Here is a 21586-nt window from a genome sequence, read left to right on the forward strand (position 1 = left end):
TAGGATAGGCCTTCTCGACCGCCTCGCCAGCGGGGCAGGCAACACAAAAAGGAATATGTCATGAAAATGCTTAAGCTCTCTCTCGCCGCCCTCTTCACCCTCGGCCTGATAGGATGCGGCAATGGCAATGCACCGGCGACTCACGGCACACTGGTCTCAATCTCCGCCACCGGTGAAGCCACGCGGGTACCGGATATGGCCAGCCTCAGCGCCGGAGTCGTCACGGAAGCGAAAGACAGCGAGACGGCGATGAAATCCAACGCCGAGCAAATGGAAAAGGTGGTCAAGGCAATCCGCAAGGCAGGTATCGAGGAGAAGGATGTGCAGACATCCGGCATCAGTCTCACACCGCGCTATGAGTATCCACCCAACAGCGCCGGTAGCCCCAATCGCCCCGGCCGCACCCTGGTCGGCTATATCGCCCGCAACACCGTCAGCCTGAAGGTGCGCGAGATTGGTGAACTGGGAGACGTGCTGAATGCACTCACTGAGGCCGGAGCCAACCAGATCCATGGTCCCAACCTGGAAATCGGTGAGCCGGAACCGGTACTGGCGGAAGCGCGCCTGCAGGCACTGGAGAAAGCCAGGGCGCGGGCAGAGACCTATGCCGAGGCGCTGGGCATGGAAGTCCGGCGACTGGTCAGCGTCTCCGAGGGCGGCAGTGTCGATATGCCTCGCCCCATGATGCGAGCTGAGATGGCCTCGGCCGATGCGCGCGCGCCGGTCGCACCGGGGGAGACCACTCTCACGGTCAACCTGGATCTGGTATTCGAACTGGCAGATTGAGGCAGGGCACGGCCTCTCCAAAAAAGACAGGGCGCCTCGCGGCGCCCTCTCTTTGATAATTCCTCGAGAGTCACTGCCTGGTCTGCACCGGCTTGAACACCTCGCCCCCCTTCATCACAAACTGGACGCGCTGTAACTCAGTGATATCCTCCAGCGGGTTGCCTTTTACGGCGATGATGTCCGCATGCCTGCCGGGGCTGATACTCCCCAGTTCATCCTCCATGTCGAGTAGCTGGGCTGCATTCCAGGTAGCACTGCGGATTGCATCCGCGGGAGGCATGCCGGCACCAACCATGAGCGCAAACTCCCGTCCGTTGTCCCCGTGAGGGCTTACCCCGCTGTCCGTACCGAAGGCGATTTTGACCCCGCGCTTGTAGGCTTCGGAAAAAGTATCGCGGATCAGCGGCCCGATGGTGGAGGCCTTGCTGCGCACCACCTCCGGGAAAAACCCCTCGACAGCCGCCTTTTCCGTGACCCACTCTCCTGCCAGTATGGTAGGCACATACCAGGTATCGTGCCGGCGCATCAGGTCCATGGTCTCCGCATCCATATAAGTGCCGTGCTCAATGGAGTCGACCCCGGCCCGGATCGCCCGCTCCATACCCTCCTTACCGTGAGCGTGCACGGCCACGGTGAAACCGTAGTCTTTCGCCGTTTTCACGATTGATTCCAGCTCGTCTGACATGAACTGCGGATTCTGCCCACTCTTGGCCACACTGAGCACACCGCCGGTGGCAGTGATCTTGATCAGGTCTGCACCATCCTTATAGCGCTGCCGCACTGCCTCACGGGCACTGTCGGCCCCATTGACCACTCCCTCCGCGGGACCGGGGCTGCCCATCAGTGTCATACGGTGGCCATTGGTAGGGTCAGCGTGACCGCCGGTGGTGGCAATGGACTTGCCTGCGGTGAAAATCCGGGGGCCGGTAATCGTGCCCGCATTGATGGCATTGCGCAGGCTGACGGTCACATTGTCCTTGTCGCCCAGGTCCCGCACCGTGGTAAAACCAGCCTCCAGTGTCCGGCGCGCCGCATCGACCCCGCGCAGAGTGTAATCAGCCGGATTCCAGGTGAAAGTTTCCATATAGGCTCGGGGGCCAAACTCATACACAAGGTGGGTGTGCATATCCATCAGACCAGGCAAGACCGTGTAGTCCCGCAGGTCCACCAGCCGCTCGCGGTCACGCTTGGCGAACCCGGCCTGCACTGATTCAATGCGACCATCGACGATGTGAACCGTGCGATTCGGCAGCAACTCGCCGCGCTCACTATCGAACAGCTTACCCGCATAGATGGCAATTTCTTCCGCAGAAGCAGCGGCGACCATCCAGGTGCTGCCAAGCAGCAGCAAGGTCAGAACTCGGGCCCGCAGGCGATGCTGTTTGGTATTTGTTGTCATTGTAGAGCCCCTGTGACTGGCATAGATTCAGGACAAGACTTCATCCGGTTACCGCGCCACTGCGAGGGATTCCGCAGAGGTATTCGCCAGGCGGCGCGAGAAAAGTCCTACAATCTACCGCAATCGCGGAACGGAGAGGAAGCCCCATGAAAATCTACGAATTCGCCCAGGCCCCGAATTGTCGCCGGGTGCGCATGTTTCTGGCCGAGAAAGGCATCGAGATGGACTATGTGCACGTCGACATTGGCAAGGGTGAGAACCTCAGTGAGGAGTACCGGCGCAGGGACCCCAATGCCAAGGTGCCGGTGCTGGAGCTCGATGACGGCAGCCACATCGCTGAATCTGTGGCCATACAGCGTTACTTCGAGGAGTTGCAGCCGGAGCCGCCACTGTTCGGGCGTAATCCCAAAGAAAAAGCGCTGGTGGAGATGTGGACACGTCGGGGGGACTTCAACATGATGTTCAATGTCGGCATGTGTTTCCAGCACACCACCGGATTTTTTGCCGACCGCATGAGAGTCTTTCCGGAGTTTGGCGAGGAGAGCGGCAGAAAAGCCGTACAGTTCTTCGATGTGCTGGACCAGCACCTGGAAGAGAACCGGTATCTTGTGGGCGACTATTTTTCCGTGGCAGATATCGGCATGCTGTGCTCACTGGACTTCGGCAAGGCGGTCAAGCTGCGCCCGGATCCCGACCAACACCCCAACCTGTTGCGTTGGCGCGACGAGCTGAGCGCCCGCCCCAGCGCTTCAGCCTGACGCCCTCATGTGACAACGGTAACCGGCCCCTAGATTTCCAATATCGGCTTTTCAACGATACGCACATCCCGCTGCGGGAACGGTATTTCGATCCCGTGCTCCTGCAGCGTCTCCAGGATAATCAGCAGCAGGTCTCCACCGACCCGGTTACGGCCGTCGTCCACCCCCAGCATCCAGAACTCGACGAACATATTGACGCCATTGTCGCCGAAGCTGTCGATTTCGCAGTCCGGTCGCTCCTCGATGGGAAGATCATCGCCACTCAACACCTGGGGATGCTCAGCCACCGCCGCTTTGATGATTTCAACCACTTGCCGCACATTGGTGCTGTAGGACACGGAAAAGTCCACGCGATAACGCTGTTTCCGGTTCTTCTGGGTCCAGTTGACGAAGGATTCCGATACGAACTTCTCGTTGGGTACGACGATATCCTTGCCGTCAAAAGTTTCCAACGTCACCGCGCGCAGGCTGAGTTTGGAGACGGTGCCGCAGCGACTGTCAGCGAGTTCGATATAGTCGCCGAGGGTCACCGAGCGGTCGAGGATGATGATCAGCCCCGAGATGAAATTGGAAGCGATGTTCTGCAGCCCAAAACCGATACCAACCCCCACGGCACCACCGAAAACGGCCAGCGCGGTCAGGTTGATGCCCATCAGGTTGAGAATCAGGATGAAGACTAGGGTAAACAGGGCAATCTCGAACAGCTTTGCCGCTACTTCCCGGGTGCGATAATCGAGGGCTTCCTGGTTACGGATAATGGTCTGCCCGGTGGAGTTCGAGACCCGCCCGAGCCAGAACAACAGTGAACCGAAGATCAGTGCCCGGGCAATGCCGTAGGCAGAGATACGGATATTACCGAGCTGGATTGCCATCGAGTCCAGCACCCGCACGATATCGTCGAGGGCACCGATGACATACAGAAACAGGATGGGCATACCCACCCAGCGGAACACCGTAGCCACCGTGGGCCGGGTGATCACCAGCTTGATGAAATCGCTGAACAGCAGCAGGATGGCCACGGCCAGGGCAGCCTGGATGACCCAGCTCTCGCCGAGAACCTGGGGAACAAACGCCAGGTCAATCCGCAGCAGCAGAATGGCCAGGAGGGGAAACAGCAGCCGACCGCAACGGTAAGTCAGTAAATGAATAGGTGACTGCTTCGGCCTCTCCGGCGGGCGCCGGAACCAGGGCACCAGCTTGACCAGGCGATGAGCAACCACATAGGCCAACGCATAGATTGCTGAAATGATGCCCAGTTGCCAGAGCACTTCCATCCGGTCGGTCGAGGCCAGCACCTCACCGGCGGTCTGCGTTAATTCATCCAGTAACTCTTGGGTTTCCATGCATCCGCTCCGCAAGAGGGCACTCTGCCACACCGGGGACAGCGGCGTGCCCTGTCGCAAGCCTTGCCACTCGCCACGACCTCCCCCGGCCGTTTACAGGGTGATCAGCGCCACATGTCAAACCGCGACCCGAGCGGATCAATCGGATACTTCCGCAGTTCCGGCCGGCACCGCATCCGCAGGCAGGTCGGAGATCTCCGGCCGGCGACGACGACGGGTCTTGACCGGAATCATGCCCCGCATCGCCTCCAGCTTGCCGAAGCAGAGCAGCTTGTCGTTGGGCTCCAGAACGCGCTCTGGTTTGGGGTTGGGAATGACCTTGGCACCGCGGTAGAGCGTAAGCACATTGATGTCATGCTCGTAGAGCTGGGTGCCGCGGATGGTCTTGCCGACAAACTTCGACCCTTCCGGAATGTAGATTTCCGAGACACCGTAGCCCTTACTCACGGTCAGGCGCTGGCGCACGTCGATCTCCGGAAAATCTACCTGGGCGGCGATATACTCGATGACCGCCCCGGCCACATCCAGGCCGGTACAGGTCTCGATCCCCTCCAGCCCGGGCGAGGAATTCACCTCCATGATCTGCGGTCCACTGTTGCTCTCCAGCATATCCACACCGGCCACCTGAAGGCCCATGATCTGGGTTGCCCGCACGGCGGTTTCGACATATTCCGGCGGCAGCTCGACCCGCTCGGCGATACCCCCGCGGTGCACATTGCTACGGAACTCCTGCCCCTGGGCCACTCGGCGCATGGCGGCAACCACACGGTCTCCAACCACGAAGGCGCGGATATCCCGCCCTTTGCTCTCGGCCACGAACTTCTGGATCAGAACGTTCTGTTTCTGGCTCTGCAGCAACTCGATGATGGCCTCCGCCTGTTTGACAGTCTCCGCCAGCAGCACCCCGATTCCCTGGGTGCCCTCGATCAGCTTGATCACCACCGGGGCTCCGCCAACCCGCTCGATCGCTGGCAACACATCGCGCTTGCTGTGAACGAAGGTGGTCCGGGGAATACCGATATGGTGACGGCTCAGCAGCTGCAGGCTGCGCAGCTTGTCACGGGAATTGTTGATCCCGTGGGCGGTGTTAGCACAGAAAACGTCCATCTCCTGGAATTGCCGCACCACCGCCGTGCCGTAATAGGTGATCGAGGCGCCGATACGCGGCAATACGGCATCGAAGTCCTCAATCTGCTTGCGCCGGTAGTACAGATCAGGAGCACCGCGTTCCAGGTCAATGGCACACTTGAAAGTATCGAGCACCTCCGCATCGTGGCCCCGGTTCCTGGCCGCTTCCGTGAGACGGGCGGTGCTGTAGCAGTCGGGACTTCTGGAGAGAATCGCAAGTTTCATGGGGTCACCTTTTTATTGTGGGGACAGCCGCCTGGACTAGCCTGCCCAAAAGAATGCCCATGCACGCATCTGCCGCAACAGGCAGCAGTTCGTGCACCGGGGTTGAAGCAGGCCCGTCCAGCCCTCTCTTCCTACCCACAGCAGCAAGGATGGTCCGGAACTGCAGAAAAACGATTTATTCTGAGTTGTCACAGCGCGGTTACAGCAGCCAGGGGCACCGGCCCGGGGAGAAACCCGGTAAAGCTGGCGCGCTTTTTGGTCGCTCATCCTAGCCTAACGGGAAATCACAAGATTACCAGTGCACCGTCACCCTGGCCGCGTCCAGACGAGAAATCAAGCGCCTATGTGTGGGGGGCGATTCCTGCACCCTGCCCGCCCTGACGGATTTCACAGCTCATGATCCAGAACCTGTACCGGTCCCAGATCCAGCGCCTCGATCTCCTGACGGATCTTGTCGAGATCGCCGACAATCACCCAGGTGAACTGTTCAGGGGCAAGAAATTCCCGTGCTGCCGCCATCACCGTCTCCTCGGTGAGCGCCGAAACCCGCTGCGGATATTCCGCGATATATTCAGGCGGCAGGCCCTTTTCCAGTTGCCAGTTGATCATAGAGAGAAGTTGCCCCTTGGTCTCGAAAGCGCCGCTCTGCTTGAGCACTTCGTCGTCCCGATAGTCAGCCAGTTCCTGCTCGGTAATCGGGCGCTCTCCCAGGAAAGTCCGGTACTCTTTCAACAGCTCCTGCAGCGCCGCTGCCGTCTTGTCTGTCTGCACCGGCGCAAACAGGATGTACGGACGGTTGCCCTCGGTGTCCACGGTCATGGCCCGGGCACCATAGGACCAGTGCTTGTCTTCCCGGAGGTTCATGTTGACCCGGGAGGTAAACTTGCCGGCAATCACCGATGCCATGGCATCAAACGCCTCCGCCCCCTCCTTTTGCCAGGGGGGTAACAGCAGCCCCGCCAGGATATAACTCTGTTCGGCACCCGGCCGGTCGAGCAGGTAGATCCGCATGCTGTCAGGCCGAGTCACTGAAGGGAGGTCAATCGTCGGCAATTTCGCCTTCGGAACCCGCCAGCCGGAAAAAATCTGATTCAGCATCGGCTCCAGCTTTTCCCGGGTCACATCCCCCACTACCGCCAGAGTGGCATTGTCCGGGCGTACCCAGGTCTCGTGGAATGCTACAAGGTCATCCCGGCTGATAGCCTGAATGCCCTCCACTGTACCGGAGGCGGTCAGCGGCGCCCCGTATGGATGATCCTCACCGTACAGCAGCGGCGGCAATTCCCGCAGGGCCAGTCCCTGGGGCCGCGCCTTTTCCTGCGCGATGGCGTCAATCCGGTTTGACTTTACGATGGCAAGATCCTGTTCCGGGAAAGCCGGTCGCATGACCACATCCGCAAACAGCTCGAGGGAGGGTTTCAGTTGCGTAGTCAGTGCGCTGAGACCGATGGTGTTGTAATCCAACCCGCTACCGGCAGTAATCGCCGCTCCGAGTTCCTCCTGTCGGGAGCTGAACTGGAGGCTATCGTAATTCCCGGCCCCCTCGCTCAGCATGCGCGCAGCGATAGAAGCGAGACCCGGCCTGTCGGCATCAGCGGCTGCGCCGCTACGAAATTGCAGGTTCAGAAAAACGGCCGGCGTATCGTGGCGTTCAGCCAGAATCACCCGCAAACCGTTGTCGAGGGTAAATTCCTGTTGCCGCGGCAGATCCAGCTGCACGGCCTTGTCGACTGGTGGCAGCTGGCTGCGGTCAGCGCCCTCACGGGCAGCGGAAAACTTCTCCTCGGGCTTGATCACCAGGGTATAGCTGTCATCGGTCAACCAACGCTTGGCAACATCCTGGACCTCCGCGGCCGATACCCTGGCGTAGTCTTTCAGGCTGGATACCAGCGCGCCCGGGTCGCCATAGTAGAATTCGGACCGCGCCAGGATATCAGTCTTGCCACCGAAGCCTCCCACCTTCTCCAGCCCTTTCACCAGGCTGGCGAATTCGCTCTGCTTGATCCGCTTCAACTCCTCAGCAATGACTCCCTTGCGGGAAAACTCATGCAGCTCTGCATCCAGTAACGTCTCGACTTTATCCAGGGGGACTCCGGGCTTTACATCAACCATCACGATGATCTGCCCCGACAGCTGGCGACCGTAGTAAAACGCACTCACACTGGTCGCCACCTGCTCATCCCGCACCAGGCGCCGGTAAAGCAGCGAATTCTTGCGATTGGCCAGCAGCGATGTCATCAGGTCGAGGGCGTTCTCTTCCTCGCTGCCGATGGCAGGAACATTCCACACCCGGTAAATGCGCGTCTGTGGTACCTGGTCAAACAGCACTTCCCGTTTGTTGGTTGTCATGGGTACTTCCCAGTTCTGTACCCTGGGGGGCACTTCCGTACTGGGAATGTCACCAAAGTATTTGCGCGCTTTGGCCATCGCCTCTTCCACCGTAATATCGCCAGCAATGACGAGAATGGCGTTGGCGGGCTGATAGTAATCGGCAAACCACTGCTTCACATCATCGAGGCTGGCGTTATCCAGGTCCTCCATGGAGCCGATGGTGGTCCAGGAATACGGGTGGTGCGGAGGAAAGGTACTGCGGGCAATCGTTTCAAACGCCTTGCCGTAGGGGGCATTTTCGCCCTGGCGTTTTTCATTCTTGACCACGCCCCGCTGCTCATCGAGCACCTCCTGGGTGATGGCGCCACTGAAATGGCCCATCCGGTCCGACTCCATCCACAGGGCCATGTCCACCGCCCCTTTCGGCACGGTTTCGAAATAATTGGTGCGGTCAGTGTTGGTGGTGCCATTCATGTCAGTGGCACCGGAGCGCTGGAATGGCTCAAAATATTCGCCCGGGTAGTTCTCGGTGCCATTGAACATCAGGTGCTCGAAAAGATGCGCGAAGCCGGTTTTTCCGCGCTGCTCCTCCTTTGAGCCCACCTTGTACCAGACATTGATCGCGACCACCGGCGCCTTGGGATCCTCGTGCACGATCACCGTGAGCCCATTGTCCAGGCGCTCCTTGTGGAACGGCATCTGGATTTCTGGCGCCTCCACAAAGGCATCACCGCTGGTAGCGGCGGCTTTGCTGCTGGCCGCCGCCTCGCGGTCGACCGTCAACGCCCGGTGCGGAGCCTCCTCACCGCTGCGCTCGCCTCCGCAACCACCGAGCAACGCCAATACCAGAAGCAAACAAGACAGAGCTGGGAGTTTCGTCATTTCGTTTTCCGGCTGTGAAAAGAGTAGTAATCCATGCGCCAGAGTTGGCTGACAATTGATTTGAATGCGTAATCAGAGCGGCCTGTGTCACAGACTTCTACGTGCAGGCCATGCCAATCGATGATCAGCCGGCTAATTGTAGGAGAGAGGCGTGTCCGGAAAGGAAGTAAGAAAGGAAGAAATACGGTGGGAGGCCAGACTTGCCGGCAATGCCCCCTGAAGGGAGGCCCAAGACAAAAAAGGGCGCCAGAGCGCCCAGGCAAATACCTCACGGGAGTCGCGACGATCAACTCGTCACCGGGAGAAACCCGTAACGGGCTGACCGCCCACTGGCGGCCAGCCGGGCAACCGATCAGGCTGCCGCTGTATCCGTTTTCAGCGTGTCTTCGTGACCGAAGCGCTCCTCTGCCACCCGGTCCGCCACGTGGGCGGTGGTGTCACCGGTTTCATCAGCCCGCTGGAAAACTTCCTGCATGGTGGTGCCGATGGTCTCGATATGCTCTTTGACCTGGGCCGGCTTGTAGTCACCCTGCTGCTGGTAATAGACGTCGATGATACCGCCGGCGTTAATCACGTAGTCCGGTGCGTAGAGGATGCCCTTCTCGCGCAGCACTGCCGCGTGCCGCTCTTCCGCCAGCTGGTTGTTGGCGGCACCGGCGATGGCACCCACTTTCAGGCGTGCAATGGTGTCATCGTTCAGGATGGCGCCCATGGCACAGGGGGCGAACAGGTCGACATCAAGGTCGAAGATCTCGTCGGCGCCGACTGCGGTCGCGCCCAGCTCGTTGACAGCGCGATCGATGTTGTCCTGGAAGATGTCGGTGACGAACAGCTCGGCACCCGCTTCCTTGAGCAGCCTGGCGAGGCGGAAGCCCACGTTGCCCACGCCCTGCAGGGACACCTTGAGGCCGTTCAGGTCACTTCTGCCCCAGCGGTGCTCGGCGGCCGCCTTGAGGCCGACAAAAACGCCGTAGGCAGTAGAGGGGGACGGGTCGCCGCCGTGCTCGGAACCCTCGATCACACCGGAGACGAACCTGGTGCGCTCACCGATCACGTGCATATCGGCGACGCTGGTGCCGGAATCCTCAGCGGTGATATAGCGGCCGCCCAGGGTGTTGATGAAGTCGCCCATGGCGCGCAGCAGCTCCGGGGTCTTGTTCTTGCGCGGATCGCCAATGATCACCGATTTGCCGCCACCCAGCTTCAAGCCGGCCATGGCAGATTTATAGGTCATACCGCGGGAGAGACGCAGCACGTCATTGAGGGCCTCGCCGTCATCGGCGTACGGCCACATACGGCAACCGCCCAGTGAGGGTCCCAGATTGGTGTTGTGCACCGCAATAATCGCCTTCAGGCCGCTTTTGGCATCCTGGTAGAAAGCAACTTGTTCGTGCTTGTCATAGGCGGGATGGGAAAAAATACTCATTCTGTGTTCCTCTCCGGAGACCGGTTCTACAGCTGGGGAACGACCACAGCCCGTTTCTGTTCTTATTCGAAGGTAAGATTATATCCAGTGCCGGGATATAGAGTTTGCAAATTTTGCACAATCCGACGATAGACGGGCGAAAACATCACGCCATCAATCAATTATTAGGATGAGGGGTCACACGGGAATAAACATGCCCAAGCGGTCACATTCTGGGGCGACCCGTAGTTCGACTGTCACTGGCCCCGCCGCAATGGTCTGGTAGAATCCGCGCCCACTAACGACCCTGAGAAGCCGTAGAGACCCCGCAATGCTGAATGCCGACGCCCTCAAGCAACTTTCCCAACTGAAGACTGACATCCGCTCCACCAAGGAGTTTGCCGAGGGCCGGGTGCGCGGCAGCAACGGCAAGTTTGGCTTTGTCACCCTCGATGACGGCCGCGAGGCCTTCCTGCCCCCGGCGGAAATGGAGCGGGTCTTCCCCGGGGACCGGGTGCGGGTCAGTCTGAATGAGGAAGAGAAGGGCAAGCTGTCCGCGGAACTGGACACCCTGCAGGATTCCGAACTCAAGTACCTGGTAGGCCAGTATGTGCAGCGCGGCCAGGGCCACTTTGTCCAGCCGAGCCTGCCCGGCTTTACCCGCTGGATTTTCCTGCCCCCCAAAGCCCGCGGCAAGGCCCAGCCCGGCGACTTTATCGCCTGCAGCATCAACCGCCACCCGTTCAAGGATGGCCGCGCCCAAGCCAGAGTCGATACCGTGATCGGCAAACCGGACATGCCCGGCATCGAGCACGCCTATGTGGTCGCGCAGCACCGGCTGCCGGAAGCTTTTGGCAAAGCCGCCCGGGAACAGGCCAAAGACATTACCGGCAAGCTGGAGTCCGTCGTCAGTGAACGGCAGGACCTGTCCGGCCTTGGCTTCGTCACTATCGACGCCGAGTCTACCCGCGACATGGATGACGCCCTGGCGGTCACCGCCCGCGATGGCGGCTGGACCCTGCACATCGCCGTGGCCGACCCGTCCAGCCTGATCGAAACCGACAGCCCGCTGGACAAAGAGGCCTTCAGGCGCGCCCACAGCCAGTACCTCCCCGGTGAAACCCTGCCGATGCTGCCCCGGGAGCTATGTGAGCACCAGTTTTCGCTACTGCCCGGCGAGCTGCGCCCGGTGCTCGTACTGCACGTCGATGTCGACAGTGACGGCAACCTCGGCGAAGCCAGCTATGAATTTGCCGCGATCCGCTCCCAGCACAAGCTGAGCTACAACCAGGTGGCAAAGTTCCTCGAAGGGGATGACAGCGCAGTGCCGGCGGAGCAGCAGGAGAGCATGCGCAACCTGGCCACCATGTCCGAAGCCCGCGCTGCCTACCGAGCCGGTCACTCGCTGATGATGGAAGACCGCCCGGATTACGCGATCTATCTCAACGAGAATCGCAAGATTGACCGCATCGAAAAGCTGGAGCGCAACGCCGCCCAGCGCATCGTGGAGGAGGCCATGCTGGCCGCCAATATCTCCATGGGACGCAAGCTGGCAGAACTGAGTCAGGGCTGCTTCTCCGTGCACCTGGGCTTCCGCGATGAGCGCATGGGCGAGGTAAAGAGCCTGCTGAAGGAGTCCCTGCCAGAGCATGCGGAAAAAGACCTGCACCAGCTGGACAACTATCTGGCACTGGTGAAATACCTCGAAACCCACGACGAGCCAGAGATGCAGAACCTGCTGGCCGTCCTCAAGCGCATGCTGCGCCCCGGCCAGCTAGCCAATTGTCCCGGCGCGCACCTGGGCCTCGGGCTCGATTGCTATGCCACGGTCACCTCGCCGATCCGCAAGTACAACGACCTGCACAACCACCGCGTGCTGCGCGCTGCCGCTGAAGGGGAAAAACTGCCCGCCCTGGATCACAACAAGATCGAAGCATTGCAGGAGAGCCTGCTCTGCGGCCGCCAGGCCAACCGCGCACTGGAACAGTGGCTCTACTGCCAGTTCATGCAGGACAAGGTGGGCCAGGAGTTCACCGGCAAGGTCACCCAGGTGAACGGTGCCGGTATCGGCGTGCGTCTCGATGACAATGGTATCGACGGCTTCGTGCGCATGAACACCGACAAGAAAAACCCGCCGGAATTCGACGGCAAACACCTGACCCTGACCAACAAGGGCCAGACTTACCGCCTGGAACAGCCGGTAACCGTCAAAGTCAGCAGTGTGGACGTGGACAAGCGCCGCATCGCGCTGGAAGTGGTGGAATCCGTTACGGCCCAATAATCTACTGACAATGGGCAGGCTCCACCCCCTGCCCGACCTTGCTTTCCATCGTCATTCCGGCGAAGGCCGGAATCCAGCACCACTGGACTCCGGCACCACTGGCGAACCGGCAAAACCGATCGGCCAGTAACAATTCAATTCCAAAAGAATCATTGCCGGCACCAACAGCCAGCACCAATAGCCAGCAACAGATACAAGGGGTCCAACAATGACCAGTATTGCCGAGCTCAATCCCAAGCCTCTGTGGAAGCATTTTGCCAAACTGTGCGAAATCCCCCGCCCCTCCAAACACGAGGAGAAGGTCGTGGCCTATATCCTCGATTTCTGTAAGGAGCGCGGCCTGGAGGTCAAGCTGGACCAGATCGGCAACGTCATCATCAAGAAACCGGCCACGCCGGGCATGGAAGACCGCAAAATCCTGGCCATGCAGAGCCATGTGGACATGGTGCCGCAGAAGAATGCCGACACCGACCACGACTTCCTGAAGGATCCTATCAAGGCCCATGTGGACGGCGAATGGGTGACCGCCGAAGGCACAACCCTGGGCGCCGACAACGGCATCGGCGTTGCCGCCATCCTCGCTCTGCTGGAGAGCACTGACATCCCGCACCCGCCGCTGGAAGCGCTGCTCACCATCGACGAGGAAGCCGGCATGACCGGCGCCAAGCACCTGAAGCCGGGCCACTTCGAGGCGGAACTGTTGCTGAACCTGGATACCGAGGACGAGGGTGAGCTGTACGTGGGCTGCGCCGGCGGTGTCGATATCAATGTTGCCCTGCCCTATACCGCCACCGGCATGCCCGCCGACCACAAGGCATTCCGCCTGACTGTGCGCGGCCTGCGCGGCGGTCATTCCGGCCTCGACATCGACAAGGGGCGCGGCAATGCCAACAAGATCGCCAACCGCATCATCGACATCGCCCTGCGCGAGATCGGCGACCTGCATATCGCCAGCCTCGATGGCGGCAGCCTGCGCAACGCCATTCCACGGGAATCGTTCAGCACCGTATCGGTACCGGCAGAACATGCCGAGCGGCTGGTGGAAATCGTCCTGCAGGAGACCGCCGTCATCAAGGCGGAGCTGGATAACGAGGCCAAACTGGAAATCACCATCGAGGAGACCGAAAGACCCGCGAACGTGATGAACCCGGCTACCCAGCAGCAACTGATCCGTGCCATCCGCTGCTGCCCCAATGGCGTTGCCCGTATGAGCACCGACCTGGAAGGCATCGCCGATACCTCCAACAACCTGGCCCGCGTCGTCACCGAAGAAGTGGACGGCCAGCACCAGGTGCGCATCCAGTGCCTGGTCCGCAGCCTGTCCGACAGCGCCCGCGACGATCACGGCCTGAACGTCGCCGCCACCTTCGAGCTGGCCGGCGCCAGGGTATCACTGGACAATGCCTACCCCGGCTGGACACCGAACATCCACTCGCCCTTGCTGAAACTGATGAAGGATGTCTATCAGGACATGACCGGCGAGGAACCGGAGGTAAAGGTCATCCACGCCGGCCTGGAATGCGGCCTGCTGGCCAAGCCCTACCCTCACTGGGACATGGTCTCCTTCGGCCCCACCATCCGCCGCGCGCACTCGCCGGAAGAGCGGGTCCATATCGAGAGCGTGGGCAACTTCTGGGATTACTTCCTGAAGGTGGTGCAGGCCATCCCGAAGGCCTGATTGACTGGACCGATGACGGCTCCACCTCACGGGAGGTGGGGCTTTTCACCTCTGCTCCAACGCAGCCCTTTTTCTCGTCACCTCGCAGATAGCACTCCCCCCAGCCCCGATCATTACTCCCAGGCTCGCCAAGACCAGACAGATTGTAATATTTTTTTATATTTGAAATTTTTTAAAGAACTTTTTCCCAAAAAGCTGATCTGAGCATTCCCTATTCACGTTACAAGGAAGCAAAATGAAAAAGCTCGCTCTAATCAGCGCACTGCTACCCTGCCTGGCCATGGCCGATGTCGACACCAGTTTTGGTCTCGGGCTTGGTACCCAATACGGCGGTCTCGCCGGGTTCAAATTCTCGGTAAATTTGGACAACAACAGTTTGTACGCCGGTGCCGGTTTGGCCAGCCACCCTGACAGCCGAGCCGGGCTGACACTTGGCTGGGAGCGGGCGATGTTCGAAAAGCACAGTTTTGGTCTCGCCTTCCGTATTAGAGAAACCTGGGATGCGCAATACCGTTTGCAACCTGAGACCGGGACCAGAGTTTTCGACTACGATGACGACGGTTCCTTCGAGAGCCGCCTCTCAGGCACCTACACCTACTACTTCACCGGTGCTGGCCAAGCGGGCTTTTTGACTGGACTCAGTGCAGGGAAAACCTATCGCCACACGGACTGGAATGGTGGTTTCAGATCAGGCATGGAATATGGATTTCATCTTGGTTATCAGTTTTAACCATCACCTCTTGTGGCTTCCTGAGCAGCGAGATCATTGGCTCTCAGGAAACACCTCCAAAAATAATGCTTTGCGATTAAAACAAACATTGAGGATACCGTTATTCCATGAAAGCAATTTTGATCGCGCCTACGGCACTGGTCCTTAGTGCATGCGGCAGCTTCACAACACTGACCAAGTCAGACAGGGAAATCGCTGCAAACCTGAAACGTCAGGAATCCAATTGCGAGACGCTGCCCAGGATTTACAGTGGCGTGTCTTATAACCTCTGCAAAATGAATTCCAACAAAAACTCGATTTATTTCAACTGGCAGCTTGGATTCTATTTCGTCGACAGCGTGGCTTCCGCAGCCACGGACACGATTGCCTTGCCCCTGACGGCTTACCGTCAGGTTAAAAATGGCAACCTGCAGATTGAGGAGCAGTACAGGCCGTAACGCTGGTGCAATTACCCCTGTAGCTTTCAGAGGCAGTTGAGACGATCCTACCCTGCACAGACAGCCCGGACTCCACTCCGGGCTGCTGCCAACCGGTTTTCTTTAGCCAGCACCGACCGCCGACGACTGCAAGACTTCATTGATCGCGCGCGCCTCGCTGGCAGTGCACATTGCGGCACGACGGAGGCGATCGTGAACAGCGGCCCAGGAGACATCAGCGGGCGGTTCCTCGACGAGAATCGCTTCGCAGCCACTCTCATCCAGATCGCGCATCTGCCGATAGAGGCGCGCCCCGAAATCCACCGCGCTCGGCGGCATCTCGATACAGTTTCCGATAGTCGGCCGGTTGCCCGGCAGGTGCAGCACTCCCAGACGCGCTGACTGCACCTCGCCAACCACCCTATCGAGTGAGCCGGCCGGCACCAGCCAGACCGGCGCCTGGGGGCGATAATGCTCCCGCAGGTTGCCGGCAACGGCAACAGAGTGCGCCACCGGCTGCTCGACTGCCTGCCCCAGGCAGCTTTCAATCTCCTTCGCACTGATGGGCCCCGGACGCAGAATCCGTGGTGCAGCGGTCAGATCCAGGATCGTTGACTCCAGACCCAGCGCACAGTCGCCACCGTCGAGCACCCCGCTGATGCACCCATCCAGTTCGCGCCGGACATCCCCGGCGGATGTGGGGCTCAAGCGCTTGTGGCGATTGGCCGATGGCGCCGTCACTGCACGCCCCAGGCGCTTAAGCACCAGGAGGAACAGCGAGTGTGCCGGCAATCGCAGCGCCACCGTATCGCGCCCACCGGTAATCACGTCAGGCACCCGCTTGCCCTTGCGCAGCAGTAGCGTCAGTGGCCCCGGCCAGAATCTGTTCGCCAGATCCCAAGCTTCCTGCGGCACCGAAGCGGCCCAGAACGCCATTTCCTGCACACTGCTCAGGTGCACGATCAACGGGTGGTCGGCGGGCCGCCCTTTGGCCGCGAAAGTGGCCGCTACAGCATCCGGGTTGTACGCATCCGCCGCCAGGCCGTACACCGTTTCCGTCGGCAATGCCACCAGCTCGCCGGCGGAGAGCAACTCGGCGGCCCGGTTGATGGAACCCTTGTCAAGATATTCGGTTTTCACAAGCCATATCCTTCCGGCGCCACGCCTGGGCGGGTCATCCGGTTAACGATTGAAAAGTTGAAACCCACTTCTGTTGCCACCCGGCGCCCCATCAGTTGACCGTGGTCACACACAACAGTGCGCATGGCAGAACAAACCTCCCCTGTCTCATGATTACTCTGCTTCCTGCCGGAATTCATCCCGGTAGAGTCGGAACAGCCGACCATCCTCATCCATTCGTAGCAGGGTCAGCCAGTGGTTATCCACCAGCTGCCGCACCACCGCATGCTTGCGAACCAGTGCATGCAGTGGCTCTGCCGGAGCCGCAACCACTACACACAGTCGCTGGGGCCGGTGCTGCCACTGCTTGCCATCGTTCACCGCCTGCAGGGAGAGACCGATACGCAGGTCCCCACCCTGCCCCTCGAGCACACCGAGATTGTCGACCAGGTTGTGCAGAATCTTGTTGCCGCTGCCGTAGCGCTGCGGATCGGTTACCGAAGCGTTGTACTGCATGTTGATCCAGTGAGTGACGAGCATCGGCGCAGTGAGCAGCGTCTCCAGCAGGCGGTACTCTTTATCCCCCCGCCAGTCGTAATCGTGCAGGAACACGCGACCAGCCAGGTTGGCATTGCGGGTGCGCGAACGCGGTGCGATGACAAACGCCGCATTGCCGGCGAGCCCCCATTCGGGCCGGGTCTGCGACCAGTCCCAGCCCCGCCGCTCCAGCGCCTTTTCATCACTCTCGCCGAATTTTGGTGCACGCTCGGCACGGGCCCGCTTGCCTGCATCGGCCAGCCACGCCTGCACCTCCGCATCCACTTCATCGAAGCAATGGATATTGTCGGCGGTGGTGTCGTGCAGGGCAGCCACAAAGCGGCATTCGGGCGGCAGGAAAATCCCATGGCGGTCTGCCAGCGCCTCGCGCACCTGCGGATCATTGGCCAGCTGCGCCAGAACCCGCACATTGAGTTCGCCGCTCTGGCCACCACAGGCGCCGCAGTCGAGTCCCGCGGCATGGGGGTTGTTACAGGTACTGCTGCCATGCCCCACCAGCAACACCAGTTGCGCCGGCTCGGTGAGCCCCATCGCATTGAGTACGCCCGCCAGCATCCCGGCCTGGCGATCCAAGCTCAGGGGGCCGTCGGCGTCCTCCAGTACGAATGGCCCCGATGCCGCCCGCAACAGCCGGTTAACCGGATGCTGCGGCGCGCTCGGCCAGAAACTGCGCTTCAACAGTCGGGCTGCATAGGCCAGCCCGGTCGCCTCTACCGCGCCGAAGGTGCCGGGCGAACCCGCCATCAGTCGCTGCCAGTAGGTCTTTCGCTTGAGCTTGATTGGCCCCGACTTGGCCGGCTCTGCTTCGCGTACCCAGACCTGCGGCGCCAGCAGGCCGGGTAGCTGTGGCCGCTGGTACTTCGCGCCGGCGGGCCGATAGCCCAGTGGCAGGCCAAAGAAGCCGGCAAAGCCGCGGGTTTCGATACCCGCATGCTGCGCTTCCAGCGCGCGCCGCATCGGCTCTGAGCGCACGTCGATACAGAACACCGCCTGCAACTTAGCCGCTGTTTTCTTCCGCTCCGCTGGCTGGGCCAGTTCCCGCGCAAGACCGCGCTGGTAATCCAGCTCCGCCGCGCGCTGCCAGACCCAGGCCAAGCGCTGGTGAGAGCGGTGCGCCTCGACCAGCATCGGAATGGACTGCTGCTGCCAGCTTGCCAATAATTCTTCGCCGGCCAGTTGCAAGGTCAACCACTCCCAGGCCAGGCGGATCGCCAGCAATTGCTGCAGGCACTGACGCTCTTCACCAGCCAGGTTGGCCTGCCAGTGCAGGTAGGCACCAGCAGAAGCCCAGCCGTTGATCTCCAGTAACCAGCCGTGTCCCAGAGCACAGGCCTCCTCCTCGCTGATGCCAAGTGACGCCTGCGCCAGCTCCAGCATTGCCCCGGCATCGCTGGGCAGCTTCTTGAGTAGTTTGCGCAACTGCGGGCAGCCCATGAGCAGCGCAAGCCCTTTCTCATCGCGGGTATGCGCCAGCCAGTGCCGGTAGAGCTGGTCCGCCTCCTGCCAGTACATGGCGCAGCAGCGGCTCACCTGGTCGACAATGGCATCGCGCCAACTGAACGCTTCACTCTGCCGGTGCATGGCAGCGAGGGACTGCCAGTGCCGTGGCGCAGCCGAATCGTGGGCGGCTTCCACTTCAGTCAGGGAGATTTCCTGCTCCGCTGCCGCCGCAGCCAGGGAGGCCTCACTGATATTCTGCGCCCGGTAGTGATCGATGCTCATCAGGCAACGCACCCCACCCAGTGCAGCGAGGCGGGCGGCAACCTCTGGCATGGGCTGGTCCACCAGCGGCCACCAGGGATTAACGGCGATCAGCTGGTCGAGCGGCCAAGCCGGGGCAATGCGGGCACAGGCATCGGTGAGACTCATGACCAGGACTCCTTGTTACGTTTTGCAGCGGATAGCAGTGCGAGTTTTTCGATAGGAGCGGGCCAGACCGCCAGCGTCAGACGTGTCGCCCAGTGATCGAGGAAAAGGCCTGCGTGCAGCCAGTGGCGGAAGCGAACGCGTTTCGGTTCGGCCTGCGCCACAAACCCGGCGAACAGTAGCAGCGCGATGGCAGCCACCCACAGAGTCTCTGACCAACCGGGGGCAAACGGTGCCGGTAGCAGCGTCTCGAACAGGGTTTTCTGGACCAGATAAGCTACAGCGATGAGCAGCCCGCCCAGAGGTCCCACCATCACCAGTGTCAGAGCCAGCAGCGCCAGGGCCGCAGGGGTTACTCCAAGCAGCCAGAGACCGACACTTAAAGCCAGCGCCGGCAACAGCCGATAACGCCAGCGAGGGGGACCGGCCAGTTTCTGCGCCAACACCTTGTTCATGTTGTCCGCGGCGGCGAGAAAACCGTGCGCCTTGTAGCAGCTGTGCGCGGCCAGGTGCAGCAGCGCCAGGGCATGGAGGCCGAGGGCACATTCCAGCAGCATCAGGCCCATTTGTGCACTGGTCGACCAAGCCAGGCGTTCCTTGACGCTGGTCTGCAAACTCATGGCTAGGCTGGCCACAACCACCGTGAGCCCGGCAACCACCAGCACCAGCCATTGGGCCGCCAGCGATGCTGCCAACAACGGGGCAGCCAGAATCAGCAGGTAGCCTCCGAGGTTGATCACCCCTGCGTGCAGCAGTGCTGAAACCGGAGTCGGCGCCTCCACCACCTGAACCAACCAGCCGTGTACCGGCAGCTGTGCACACTTGATCAGTGCCGCAATCGCAATCAGCACGATCGCCACCCCCTGTTGCAGGGAGAGCATGCCGTCGGCGGAGAAAAGTTCATCGAGCCATGGGCTGCCGTGGTGCAGGTAGAGCAGCAGCAGCGCCACCCCCAGGGACAGCTCGGCCAGCCGCGCCAACAGGAACTTCTTGTGGGCGGCAAGTTGCGCCCGCGGGCGCTCGGGATAGAAGAGCAGCAAACTGTGCAGAGCCAAACTGATGCCAACCCAACCGGCCAGCAGCATCAGGGCGTGGTTAGTGGTCACCACCAGCGCCACCCCGCCCAGCAGCCACAGCACGCGGCGCTGGAACACACCCAGCCGCGGCTCACCGGCGAGATAATTCCGCGAGAAGCGCAGTACCAGGAACCCGATGAAAGTGACGATCAGGGCCACCACCGGGCTCGCCGGGTGCGGGCTGAACCAGCGGCCCGGGGCGAGATCGGTCAACCACTGCAAGGTGGCACTGCCCAGCGCTAGAGCCAGCGCCAGGCCGCCCATGCCGATCGCCACCGACCAGCGCACACGCAACAGTGCCGCCAGCGGGTAGAGCGATACCATTAGTGCCAACAGCCAGTCCAGTAAGTGTGCTTGCATCCCAGTCCCCAAGGTCTATTTGCGATGGGGCGCAGTATCCACAGGGACATGGGTTAGGTAAAATTGATATTAATTCACCAATCGTTCTCTAAAATAGAACAATGAGCCGACTGAACTATCACCACCTCTACTACTTCTGGCAGGTTGCCCGGGGCGGCAACCTCACCCAGGTCGCCAACCAGCTGCATATCTCGCAGTCGGCCCTCTCCACCCAGATCCGCCAGCTCGAGGACAACCTGGGCCAGCAGCTCTTCAACCGCCAGGGACGCAAGCTGCAACTGACCGAAGCGGGGCAGCAGGTTCTCAGCTATGCCAACGACATCTTCAGGAAGGGGGAGGAACTCGAGGCGGTACTGAGACAGGGAATCAACCCGGTGCACCAGACGCTGCGCATCGGCATGGCCGCCACCATGTCGAGGAACTTTATCGAGGTCTTTATCGCGCCGCTGCTGAGCGACCCGGATCAGCGCTTCAGCCTGCAGAGCCTGCCCATGCCCACCCTGCTGGACGGCCTTGCCAACCATGAGCTGGACCTGGTGCTCACCAACACCAACGTCGGCGACGACCCCCACCGCCCCTGGCAGGTACAACGGGTGGCCAGCCAGCCCCTCTCCGTGATCGGCCCCCCAGACCTGAAGCCAAATGCCGCCTTCCCGGAGGGTTACGCCGGGCTGCGCTGGCTGCTACCTGGCCTCCGCAGCGAAATGCGGCAGGCTTTCGATGCCTTCTGCAGCCTGTGGCAGTTCGACCCGCAAATCCAAGCAGAAGTGGACGATATGGCCATGCTGCGACTGCTGGCCCGGGACAGTGGCTCGGTGGCGGTGATGCCCAGCGTGGTGGTGAGGGATGAACTGGCGAGCGGCAAGCTGGCGGTCTACTTCAAGCTGCCCGATGTATACGAGCACTTCTATGCGATTACCGTTAACCGGCGACTGCAGCCGGATGCGCTGGACCTGCTGCTCAGCCAGCAGCGGCGGGGGTTTGATTAACAGTAAAAAGTCAAAAATTTAGTGACAGCAGAACAAACTTTGGAAGCATTGTCGGCAACCACACACCCAGCATGGCTATCGACTATAGCCCTACAGAAACCCATCCCATAACATCCTACCTGCCCGGTTATGGATGATTCCGATTCCGAAGCTTGGACATCAGCAGCGAAGCCAGATCTTCATACCTGAGACCACCTCCATGTTGTGGAGCCAGCAATGCCAAAATCACCAATACCAATAATGCAGAAACGGAGAG

Annotated in this window: 15 protein-coding genes and 1 pseudogene; 7 read left to right on the top strand and 9 right to left on the bottom strand. The window is 60.7% G+C overall.

Annotated features, from left to right (window positions below; all coding sequences use genetic code 11):
- The first annotated feature begins 60 nt into the window (after positions 1 to 60).
- Positions 61 to 786, top strand: a complete 726-nt coding sequence (locus LVD12_RS02985) for an SIMPL domain-containing protein (RefSeq protein ID WP_237065495.1) — start codon at positions 61 to 63, stop codon at positions 784 to 786.
- 70 nt (positions 787 to 856) lie between these two features.
- Here LVD12_RS02985 and LVD12_RS02990 read toward each other — a convergent pair whose 3' ends face one another.
- Complete coding sequence (locus LVD12_RS02990; protein WP_237065498.1) at positions 857 to 2185, bottom strand: metal-dependent hydrolase family protein; 1329 nt, start codon at positions 2183 to 2185, stop codon at positions 857 to 859.
- 146 nt (positions 2186 to 2331) lie between these two features.
- On the opposite strand from LVD12_RS02990, the gene LVD12_RS02995 reads away from it, so the two are divergent.
- Positions 2332 to 2943: a glutathione S-transferase family protein gene (locus LVD12_RS02995; protein ID WP_237065500.1), complete on the top strand. Its 612-nt coding sequence runs from the start codon at positions 2332 to 2334 to the stop codon at positions 2941 to 2943.
- Positions 2944 to 2972: 29 nt separating this feature from the next.
- On the opposite strand, the gene LVD12_RS03000 is transcribed toward LVD12_RS02995, so the two are convergent.
- From LVD12_RS03000 to LVD12_RS03020, 5 genes and pseudogenes are all read right to left on the bottom strand, one after another.
- On the bottom strand, positions 2973 to 4286 hold the full coding sequence (locus tag LVD12_RS03000; RefSeq protein WP_237065503.1) for a mechanosensitive ion channel family protein: 1314 nt from the start codon (positions 4284 to 4286) through the stop codon (positions 2973 to 2975).
- Positions 4287 to 4424: 138 nt separating this feature from the next.
- The gene (locus tag LVD12_RS03005) at positions 4425 to 4733 is read right to left on the bottom strand and encodes a cation:proton antiporter regulatory subunit (RefSeq protein ID WP_439651319.1); all 309 of its coding nucleotides are present in this window, start codon (positions 4731 to 4733) and stop codon (positions 4425 to 4427) included.
- A pseudogene (gene rimK, locus LVD12_RS03010) lies at positions 4716 to 5639 on the bottom strand (30S ribosomal protein S6--L-glutamate ligase); the annotation flags it as partial. The pseudogene rimK and the gene LVD12_RS03005, both read right to left, overlap by 18 nt.
- A 387-nt stretch (positions 5640 to 6026) precedes the next feature.
- Entirely contained in the window at positions 6027 to 8852 is a 2826-nt protein-coding gene (locus LVD12_RS03015; RefSeq protein WP_237065505.1) for a M16 family metallopeptidase, read from the bottom strand.
- Positions 8853 to 9204: 352 nt separating this feature from the next.
- Positions 9205 to 10278, bottom strand: coding sequence for a Glu/Leu/Phe/Val dehydrogenase dimerization domain-containing protein (locus LVD12_RS03020; RefSeq protein WP_237065508.1), 1074 nt, complete (start codon positions 10276 to 10278; stop codon positions 9205 to 9207).
- 310 nt (positions 10279 to 10588) lie between these two features.
- On the opposite strand from LVD12_RS03020, the gene LVD12_RS03025 reads away from it, so the two are divergent.
- From LVD12_RS03025 to LVD12_RS03040, 4 genes are all read left to right on the top strand, one after another.
- Positions 10589 to 12538, top strand: a complete 1950-nt coding sequence (locus LVD12_RS03025) for a VacB/RNase II family 3'-5' exoribonuclease (protein ID WP_237065509.1) — start codon at positions 10589 to 10591, stop codon at positions 12536 to 12538.
- Between the two features lie 208 nt (positions 12539 to 12746).
- Complete coding sequence (locus LVD12_RS03030) at positions 12747 to 14216, top strand: aminoacyl-histidine dipeptidase (protein WP_237065510.1); 1470 nt, start codon at positions 12747 to 12749, stop codon at positions 14214 to 14216.
- 235 nt (positions 14217 to 14451) lie between these two features.
- Positions 14452 to 14946: a hypothetical protein gene (locus LVD12_RS03035; RefSeq protein WP_237065511.1), complete on the top strand. Its 495-nt coding sequence runs from the start codon at positions 14452 to 14454 to the stop codon at positions 14944 to 14946.
- 107 nt (positions 14947 to 15053) lie between these two features.
- Entirely contained in the window at positions 15054 to 15383 is a 330-nt protein-coding gene (locus tag LVD12_RS03040; protein WP_237065512.1) for a YceK/YidQ family lipoprotein, read from the top strand.
- 102 nt (positions 15384 to 15485) lie between these two features.
- Here LVD12_RS03040 and LVD12_RS03045 read toward each other — a convergent pair whose 3' ends face one another.
- The 3 genes from LVD12_RS03045 to LVD12_RS03055 all read right to left on the bottom strand — a co-directional run bounded on the left by LVD12_RS03045 (position 15486) and on the right by LVD12_RS03055 (position 20341).
- Positions 15486 to 16502, bottom strand: coding sequence for an L-threonylcarbamoyladenylate synthase (locus tag LVD12_RS03045; protein ID WP_237065513.1), 1017 nt, complete (start codon positions 16500 to 16502; stop codon positions 15486 to 15488).
- A 153-nt stretch (positions 16503 to 16655) separates the two neighbouring features.
- Positions 16656 to 18908 carry a YbcC family protein gene (locus LVD12_RS03050; RefSeq protein WP_237065514.1) on the bottom strand — a complete coding sequence of 751 codons (2253 nt, stop codon included), beginning with the start codon at positions 18906 to 18908 and terminating at the stop codon, positions 16656 to 16658.
- Positions 18905 to 20341, bottom strand: a complete 1437-nt coding sequence (locus LVD12_RS03055) for an NADH-quinone oxidoreductase subunit L (protein WP_237065515.1) — start codon at positions 20339 to 20341, stop codon at positions 18905 to 18907. The genes LVD12_RS03050 and LVD12_RS03055 overlap by 4 nt, the downstream gene beginning before the upstream one ends.
- 101 nt (positions 20342 to 20442) lie before the next feature.
- Here LVD12_RS03055 and LVD12_RS03060 point away from each other — a divergent pair, with 101 nt between their 5' ends.
- Positions 20443 to 21330, top strand: a complete 888-nt coding sequence (locus tag LVD12_RS03060; protein WP_237065517.1) for a LysR family transcriptional regulator — start codon at positions 20443 to 20445, stop codon at positions 21328 to 21330.
- The last annotated feature ends 256 nt before the right edge of the window (positions 21331 to 21586 follow it).

The sequence above is a fragment of the Microbulbifer guangxiensis genome (assembly GCF_021729075.1).
In the GTDB taxonomy this organism is placed as follows: Bacteria; Pseudomonadota; Gammaproteobacteria; order Pseudomonadales; family Cellvibrionaceae; genus Microbulbifer; species Microbulbifer guangxiensis.